We start from the raw sequence: 5,104 nt of genomic DNA, 5'->3' as shown, positions 1-5,104 counted from the left end.
GGGAGCTCGAGGGGGCGGCAGCCCGCCTCGAGTGGGATCGAATGCCCTGAATGCCTTGCATGGCAAGGCGTTCAGCGAGCGCAGCGAGGACTTTTCCGCCGCGCAGCGGTGGGAAAGTATTGGCATTTTCAGGCTGTCGGAAAAGTCCTTGGACTTTTTTGACAGCCTGAGCGCCCCTCCGTCTGGACGGAGGGGCGCTGTGCGTTTAGAGGGGCGTTGAAGGTGCACCGGCCTGCGCCGGTCCGTCCCCAAAGGCATCCTGGATGGCCTGGACCAGCAGCTGGGCGGGGGCGGAGAGGGGGACGCCGGCCCGGCTGGCGAAGCCCACCTCCCACCGCACCGGCGGGTCGCCCACAGTAAAGGGGAGGAGGGAGGGGGGCAGAAAGTCCCCGTCCAGCACCGCCTCGGAGGCCAGGACGGCCCCGCACCCCTCCGCCGCCAGTCCCAGGGCGGTGGTCAGGCTGAGAGTGGTCAGGGCGGCGGGCGGCTGGATGCCGGCGGACTGGAAGATGTACTCCGCCTGCTCCCGCAGGTTCTGCCCCTTTTTCAGCAGCAGGAAGGGGGTGTCCTGAAGGGCGGACAGCTCCGGCCAGGACAGGTGGGGCAGTCCCCGGTCACCCTCAGCAGGGGAGAGGCGCTCCAGCACGGGGGCGTCCCGGCGGAGAAAGAGCAGGATGCGCTCATGCCGCAGGTGCTGAAAGGCGAACTGGGGGTAGGGGTTGGGCCGGTGGAGGAGGGCGAAGTCCAGCTTCCCCTGGTCCAGCAGGACCGAGAGGTCCTGGTGGGAGCCCTCGGCGGGCTCCACCTGGATGTGGGGGTACTTCCTCTGAAAGGTGGGGAGCACCCGGGGCAGCACCAGGGAGGACCGCCAGAAGTTCAGGCCCACCCGCACGGCGCCGCTGGGCTCCCGCTCCAGTTGGGCCAGGTCCTGGCGGAGGCGGCGCTCCCGCTCCTGGTTCTCCCGCACATAGCGCAGATAGCGCTCCCCCGCCTGGGTGAGCCGGAGGGGGGCGGCCTCCCGGTCGAACAGCTGGACCCCTAGGTCCTCCTCCAGCCGCTTCAGGCTGCGGCTCACGGCGGGCTGGGACAGGTAGAGCCCCTGGGCCGCCTTGGAGACGCTCCCCGCCTGGGCGATGGCCAAAAAGGTTTCGTCCTGTTTGGAGACCACGTCGATTCCTCCTATTACATGGATTTTATAGCTTTTATATCATAAGTGATATTGGACGAATTGTAAAGTTTTCGGTAGAATGGTTGTTACCACCGGGCGGCGGGCGGTCTGCCCAGCAGACAGGAGAGAGCGGATATGGATATGTTGATTGCATCTGCCGTATTTCTGTGCGGCATTTTTTTGTGTATGGCCATGGGCTGGTCCCTGGCCATCGGGCTGGCCTTCGGCCTGGTGTGCTTCACCCTGGCGGCCCGCCGGAGGGGGCACAGTTGGCGGGCGCTGGCCGCCATGGCGGGGGACGGGGCCCGCACCGCCATGGTGGTGCTGCGGGTGCTGGTGTTCATCGGCTGCCTCACCGGGCTGTGGCGGGCCAGCGGCACCATCGCCTTTTTCGTCTACCACGGTCTGAAGCTGATCACCCCCAACATCTTTCTGCTGGCGGCCTTTCTCATGGCCACTGTCATGTCCCTCACCTTCGGCAGCGCCTTCGGGGTGGCGGGGACGGCGGGGGTGATCCTGTCGGTCATCGCCCGCACCGGCGGGGCGGACCTGGCCATGACGGCGGGGGCGGTGGTCTCCGGGGCCTATCTGGGGGAGCGGCTGAGCCCGGCCTCCTCCTCGTCGGCCCTGGCGTCGGCCCTGGCCGGGACGGACCAGAACGCCATGCAGCGGCGGATGTGGCGGACCACCCCGCTGCCCCTGGCCCTGTCCCTGATCTTCTACGGCGTCCTGTCCGTTCTCTTTCCCATCCGGCAGGTGGACCCCACCATCCTCAACGCCCTGCAGGAGTCCTTCGACCTGTCCTGGTGGACGGTGATTCCGGCGGTGATCCTGCTGGCGCTCCCGTTCTTTCATGTGAAGGCGGTGTGGGCCATTCTCATCAGCTGCGGGGTGTCGGTGGTGGTCGCCGTCCTCCTTCAGGGGGTGGGGTGGCTGGAGGCTCTTCAAATCAGCGTGTTCGGCTGTGAGCTGGACCACCCGGAGCTGGCCTCCATCCTGTCCGGCGGCGGCGTGGTGTCCATGGTGAACGGCATGCTTATTGTGCTCTTCTCCTGCACCTCCTCGGGCATCCTCAAGGGGGCCGGTCTGCTGGACCCGGTGAAGGAGAAGCTGGAGCATCTGACGGAGCGCACCGACCTGTTTTTCACCACCGCCCTGGTCTCCCTGGCCTCGGCGGCCCTGCTGTGCAACCAGTCCATCGCCCTGGTGCTCACCGAGCAGATGGTGGGGGACCAGTACCGCCGCCGGGGACAGGGGGGCGTGGACCTGGCCCACGCTTTGGGCAACACGGCCATCCCCCTGCCCGCGATGGTCCCCTGGTCCATCGCGGTGAGCGTGCCCCTGGCCGCCATGGACGCCTCGGCCCTGGCCATTCCATTCGCCTGTTTTCTCTATCTCTGCCCCCTGTGCGACTGGCTGTTCTGGAGGGGCAGGGAGAGGAAGAAAATGGCGGAAAGTTGAAAATTATCTTAAATCGTTGCCTCCAACTTGGGTTGGAGGCATTTTTTTAATCTTTTTTAAAGACTTCTTGTCTGTTATGCTAAAATTACGCGGTTTTTTTCGCGTCGTTTGCCAACTCTATTTTTAGAGAGAGAAAAAGGAGGAAGAGTATATGGCAAGAAAAGCAGTGGAACGAAATATTGCGTATGACGATCAGCGCAAGCTCTACTATGTAAGCATGGAACTGGGGCGGGATGAGAGCGGGAAGCGCCTCAAGCGGTACCGCACCTTCCACACTCTGGCGGCCGCCCGGAACGGCCTCAGGGCCTTCCACGCCGGGGCGGAGCGGGAGCAGGCGGAGAAGCCGGCCTCCGCCCAGGAGCTGGATCTGTCCCACTGGCTGGAGTACTGGATGAATTCCATTGTCCGGCCCAATCGAGCGGAGACCACCGTGTACGCCTATCAGAAGATCATCGACAACCACATTGACCCGGCTCTGGGTGATGTGCCCCTGAGAAAGCTCACTCCCATGATAATCCAGGAGTACTACACCGAGACCCAGCGGACCAGCGGCCTCTCCTCCAACACCATGCGCCGCCACCACGACCTGCTCTCCAGCGCCCTGCGCTCGGCGGTGCGGCAGGACGTGATCCCCGCCTCTCCCATGGAGCGGGTGGAGCCCCCGCGGGTGCGCACCGCCGAGTCCTATTTCTACAACAACCAGGAGCTCAAGCTCCTCTACCAGAAGATCGAGGGCAACATTCTGGAGCTGGCGGTGAAGCTGGCGGGCAGCCTGGGCATGCGCCGGGAGGAGATCTGCGGCCTGAAGTGGGAGAACGTGGACCTGCAGCGCCACCTGGTCCTCATCCGGGAGGCACGCACCGCCTACGGGGCCAATATCGTCCAGAAGGAGACCAAGAACCGCGCCTCGGTGCGCACCCTGTACCTGCCCGACGAGGTGTACCTCCTCCTGGAGCAGGAGCAGGCCCGGCAGCAGCAGGAGCGCTGCGTCCAAAGCCCTGCCTACAACCCCACCGACCACGTGATCCTGGACGCCAAGGGGGCGCCCTATTCCCCCAACGCCCTGTCCCTGGCCTTTACCCGGTTCGTGAGGAAGAACGACCTGCCCCGGCTCACCTTTCACGGCCTGCGGCACACCTTCGCCACCATCGCCTCCTGCCAGGGAGCCTCCCTGTTCGACATCGGCAAGGCGCTGGGGCACGCCACCCCCGCCACCACCGGGCGCATCTACACCCATCTGGTGGACCGGACCCATGAGGAGCTGGTGCAGCGGGTGTCCGACGCCCTGAAATGAGAGAGGGAGAGGGCGGCCCCGGTGTCCGCCGGCCGCCCTCCGGCATACGCTGGTTTGAGGGGAACGGTTTTCGCCATTGCGTCCCCCGAGAAAGGAACCGTGCCATGCTCTATTATCTCATCGTGTGCCGTTCCCTGACCTACGCCCAGCGCACCGCCGCCGCGCTGGAGCGGGCTGGGATTCCGGCCCATATTCTCCGCTCCCCCAAGAGCATCGCGGGGGAGGGGTGCAGCCATTCCGTCAAAATCTCCCAGCGGTATCTGGCCGGCGCCCTGCGGGCGCTCCACCGGGCCGTGCTGGAGCCCAAGCGGGTCTTTATCACCACCGGCGACGGCAGCTACCGGGAGGTGGAGCTATGATCTATCTGGACAGCGCGGCCACCACCCTGCGCAAGCCCCCGTCGGTGGCCCGGGCCTGCGCCTACGCCGTGGACCATCTGGCCACCCCCGGCCGGGGCGGGCACCGTCCCGCCATGGCGGCGGCGGAGACGGCCTTCGCCTGCCGCCGGGAGGCTGCCGCCCTCTTTGACGTGCCCGAGCCGGACCGGGTGGTCTTCACCTTCAACGCCACCCACGGCCTGAACATCGCCATCAAAACTCTGGTAAAGCCGGGGAGCACCGTGCTCATCTCCGGCTATGAGCACAACGCGGTGACCCGGCCCCTCCGGGCCATCCCCGGGGTGACCGTCAAAACGGCCGAGAGCCCCCTCTTTGACCGGGCGGCCGCCCTGGAGGCCTTCCGGCGGGAGCTGACGCCGGAGGTGGACGCGGTGGTGTGCACCCACGTGTCCAACGTGTTCGGCTTCATTCTGCCCATCGAGGACATCGCCGCCCTGTGCCGCCGGAGGGGGGTGCCCCTCATTGTGGACGCCTCCCAGTCCGCCGGCGGCCTGCCCCTGTCCTTCCGGGAGCTGAGGGCGGCCTTCATCGCCATGCCCGGGCACAAGGGGCTCTACGGCCCCCAGGGCACCGGCCTGCTCCTGTGCGGGGACGGGGCGGACCCCCTGCTGGAGGGGGGCACCGGCAGCGTCTCCCTGAGCCAGGAGATGCCCGACTTTCTCCCTGACCGGCTGGAGGCGGGCACCCACAACATCGCCGGGATCGCCGGCCTTCTGGAGGGGCTGCGCTTCCTGCGGCGGGAGGGGGTGGAGACCGTCGCCGCCCGGGAGGAGGGGCTCATCC

Annotated in this window: 5 protein-coding genes; 4 read left to right on the top strand and 1 reads right to left on the bottom strand. The window is 66.5% G+C overall.

Annotated elements, in window-relative coordinates:
- Window positions 1-205: 205 nt before the first annotated feature.
- Entirely contained in the window at window positions 206-1,168 is a 963-nt protein-coding gene (locus B5F19_RS16390) for a LysR family transcriptional regulator (protein WP_087292728.1), read from the bottom strand.
- A gap of 135 nt (window positions 1,169-1,303) precedes the next feature.
- On the opposite strand from B5F19_RS16390, the gene B5F19_RS16385 reads away from it, so the two are divergent.
- The 4 genes from B5F19_RS16385 to B5F19_RS16370 all read left to right on the top strand — a co-directional run.
- Complete coding sequence (locus B5F19_RS16385; protein ID WP_087292725.1) at window positions 1,304-2,629, top strand: Na+/H+ antiporter NhaC family protein; 1,326 nt, start codon at window positions 1,304-1,306, stop codon at window positions 2,627-2,629.
- Between the two features lie 151 nt (window positions 2,630-2,780).
- Window positions 2,781-3,923, top strand: coding sequence for a site-specific integrase (locus B5F19_RS16380; protein WP_087292722.1), 1,143 nt, complete (start codon window positions 2,781-2,783; stop codon window positions 3,921-3,923).
- A gap of 104 nt (window positions 3,924-4,027) precedes the next feature.
- Window positions 4,028-4,282, top strand: a complete 255-nt coding sequence (locus B5F19_RS16375; RefSeq protein WP_087292719.1) for a DUF3343 domain-containing protein — start codon at window positions 4,028-4,030, stop codon at window positions 4,280-4,282.
- On the top strand, window positions 4,279-5,104 hold an 826-nt coding region (locus B5F19_RS16370), incomplete at its 3' end, for an aminotransferase class V-fold PLP-dependent enzyme (protein ID WP_140394274.1). The genes B5F19_RS16375 and B5F19_RS16370, both read left to right, overlap by 4 nt.

The organism is Pseudoflavonifractor sp. An184, assembly GCF_002160305.1.
GTDB lineage: Bacteria > Bacillota > Clostridia > Oscillospirales > Oscillospiraceae > Lawsonibacter > Lawsonibacter pullicola.
Note: the sequence above shows the minus strand (reverse complement) of the source record. Positions and strands in the feature narration are given on the sequence as shown.